This is a genomic window from Streptomyces populi (assembly GCF_002911015.1).
Classification (GTDB): domain Bacteria; phylum Actinomycetota; class Actinomycetes; order Streptomycetales; family Streptomycetaceae; genus Streptomyces; species Streptomyces populi.
On sequence record NZ_KZ627070.1, the window covers coordinates 1 to 3110 of the forward strand.

Genomic DNA, 3110 nt, shown 5'->3' on the forward strand with positions numbered 1-3110 from the left:
CCCGGAGCCGGCTCGCGCCTCGCCCCACGGGCGGGCCCGGGACCACTCACGCCTCGCTGCGCGAAAGCCCCCGGGACCGCTCACGCCTCACCGCGCGGGCGAACCCGAGACCGCCCGCACCTCGCCCACGAGAAACCCCGGGCCCCGCCCCCGCCTCGCCCCACGGACGAGTCCGAGACCGCCCGCACCTCGCCACGCGGGAGACCCCGGGCCCCGCTCACGCCTTGCTGTGCGAGAACAGCTTCAGGACCGGCACGCCCACCTTGTGGCGGGCCCGGGAGGCCCAGTCGCGGTGGAAGAACTCCTCCACGTAGTGGGGGTCGGTCAGCACGATGACCTCGTCGGCCTCCACCTGGTCGACCAGGCTCTTCAGCTCGTCGAGGGGGTGGTCCGCGACGAGCCGGCCCTCGGCCGTCCTGCCGGACCCGCGCAGCGCCAGCAGCGACACCTCCAGCGCCCGCTCGCCCTGGCCGGCGGCCTCCTCGCCCTCCGGTGTCTCGCCCTCGTGGGCCGCCTCGTCGATCTCGCCCATCGCGACGTCGTCGATGGCCCGCAGCAGCCGGTCCGCCTGGTCGCCCCGGGGCTGGAGCAGCACGTGGAAGGCGACCGTCTCGTCTCCGTGCAAGGTGGTGACGAACTCCACGTCGGCGGACGTCAGGGCCTTCTCGATCATCAATACGCTCGTGAACACGACAGGCGCCCTTCTCGTCCGTGGGCCGTCCCGGCCCCCTGCGGAAACCATCCTGCCCCGTGACAGCACGGGTACTGCGCGAATTAGTGTGCCCGGCCGAAGAGAAACGGAATCTACTATTCCGGCTGTCGGTCGGGTCGACGGTACCGGCTGTACAGGAACCCGGCCTCTTCCAGCAGCGACACCAGTTCGAACCGCAGGGGGACCGGCACCGAGGGCCCGCCCGCGATCCGCTGGGCGTCGCCCGCCGTGAGCATCGGCGACAGCGTCACGCACATCTCGTCCAGGACACCGGCCGCGATGAACTGGCCGAGCAGCCGGGGCCCGCCCTCGGTCAGCAGCCTGGTGTACCCGAGGTCGCCCAGGGCCCGTACCGCACGGGCGGGATCGACCCCCGTGCCGTCCCCGGCGATCACCACCCGCGCGCCCGCGCGCTCGGCCTCGGCGATCCGGTCCGGCGCCGCGGCGGCACCGGTGAGCACCAGGGTGGGCACCAGGGGCGAGGTGAACAGCGGCAGCGAGAAGTCCAGGTCGAGACTCGCGGTGACCACCGCGATCGCGGGCGCGGGGTCCTGCCCGGCGGCCTTCCGCGACTCCGCGAAGGCCTCACGCGCGCGGGCCGGCCGGTAGCCTTCCTGCCGCACCGTCTCCGCTCCCGCGACCACGACGTCCGCGAGCCCGCGCAGGACACCGAAGATCCTCATGTCGGTGGCGTTCGAGATGGGCTGCGAGCGCCCGTCGTGCTGGGCCGCGCCGTCGAGCGTGGACACCATGTTGGCCCGGAGCCAGGGCCGCCGGACCCCGGGGTAGGCGTACGCCTCCGCCAGTTCCCCGAGCTCCCACTCGTGCTCCGTCGGATCCGCCCCGGGGGCCTCGGCGGAGGCCTGGGCTGCTGTTTCATAGGTCACAGGGAACAGGCGTCGCATGACGTGCAGTGTGGCACGGCGCATAGAGTGGGGAACCGTGTCGTCCACCACCACCGCCTCCGCGATCGACCCGATAGCCGAAGCGGCCCCGCTGTCCCTGTGCGCCCGCGAGCCGCACGTCCCCGCCGACCGGCTCGTGGCCGAGATGGTGCCGCCGCCGCGCTTCGACTCGGTGCGCTTCGCCACGTACATCCCGGACCCGAACCAGCCCAGCCAGACCGAGGCCGTGGGCGTCCTCGAGACGTTCGCCGCGGGGCTCGGCGGGGCGCACGCCGTGGGCGCGCCCAAGCGGAGGCTGTTCGGCCGGGGCAAGGCCCCGAAGACGCCGGCCGGCCCTCGGGGCGTCTACCTGGACGGCGGCTACGGCGTCGGCAAGACCCACCTCCTCGCCTCCCTGTGGCACGCGACCCCGGCGGAGCCCTCGCTCAAGGCGTTCGGCACCTTCGTGGAGCTGACGAACCTGGTCGGCGCGCTCGGCTTCCAGCAGACCGTGCAGACCCTCTCCGGGCACCGCCTCCTGTGCATCGACGAGTTCGAGCTCGACGACCCGGGGGACACCGTCCTCGTCTCCACCCTGCTCGGCAAGCTGGTCGACGCGGGCGTGGCACTGGCCGCCACCTCGAACACGCTTCCGGGCAAGCTCGGCGAGGGCCGGTTCGCCGCCGCCGACTTCCTGCGGGAGATCCAGGGCCTGTCCGCGCGCTTCCGCCCGCTGCGCATCGACGGCGAGGACTACCGCCACCGCGGGCTGCCCGAGGCGCCCGCCCCGTTCTCCGACGAGCAGGTCACCAAGGCCGCGTACGCCACCGCCGGCGCCTCCCTGGACGACTTCCCGCACCTGCTCGACCATCTCGCCCGGGTCCACCCGAGCCGGTACGGCGCCCTGACCGACGGGATCGAGGCGGTCTGCCTCACCGACGTCCAGCCCGTCCCGGACCAGTCGACGGCGCTGCGGCTCGTCGTGCTCGCCGACCGGCTGTACGACCGCGAGGTGCCGGTCCTCGCCTCCGGGATGCCCTTCGACCGGCTGTTCAGCGAGGAGATGCTGAACGGCGGCTACCGCAAGAAGTACTTCCGCGCGATCTCCCGGCTGACCGCGCTCGCCCGCGACGCGAAGGGTCTCGTGGAGGACCGCGAAGCCCGGTAGGCACCCGGTTCGCCCGGCACCACGACACGCCACCGGCCCCGGGACCCCTTCCTCACCGACCGGTAACGACCGCGCCCCCGCGACGTAGAGTGGAATGGCCAGACATGTCAGGCGGCTCGGAAGGGGGTCGTCATGGTCCAGGAACTCGTCGTGGCGATCACGGCGGCCTGTACGGCCTCGGTCGTCTACGTCGCGGCCGGCGCCAAAATCGTCAAGCAGTACGAACGCGGGGTCGTCTTCCGGCTCGGGCGGCTGGCGGGCGAGGTCCGTTCCCCCGGCTTCACCATGGTCGTGCCCTTCGTGGACCGGTTGCGCAAGGTCAACATGCAGATCGTGACCCTGCCCA

At 72.8% G+C, this 3110-nt stretch carries 4 protein-coding genes; 2 read left to right on the forward strand and 2 right to left on the reverse strand.

Features of this window, described 5'->3' with window-relative positions; all coding sequences use genetic code 11:
- Nucleotides 1-217: 217 nt before the first annotated feature.
- Nucleotides 218-691, reverse strand: a complete 474-nt coding sequence (locus tag CW362_RS42585; RefSeq protein ID WP_206301230.1) for an indole-3-glycerol phosphate synthase — start codon at nucleotides 689-691, stop codon at nucleotides 218-220.
- Between the two features lie 116 nt (nucleotides 692-807).
- Nucleotides 808-1617, reverse strand: coding sequence for a pyrimidine reductase family protein (locus tag CW362_RS42590; protein ID WP_103554934.1), 810 nt, complete (start codon nucleotides 1615-1617; stop codon nucleotides 808-810).
- Here CW362_RS42590 and zapE point away from each other — a divergent pair.
- A complete protein-coding gene (zapE, locus tag CW362_RS42595; RefSeq protein WP_376452393.1) occupies nucleotides 1616-2764 on the forward strand; it encodes a cell division protein ZapE in 1149 nt (382 codons plus the stop codon). The genes CW362_RS42590 and zapE overlap by 2 nt on opposite strands.
- A 132-nt stretch (nucleotides 2765-2896) precedes the next feature.
- Nucleotides 2897-3110, forward strand: a 214-nt coding sequence (locus tag CW362_RS42600) for an SPFH domain-containing protein (RefSeq protein WP_240658355.1), incomplete at its 3' end; no start/stop codon positions are given.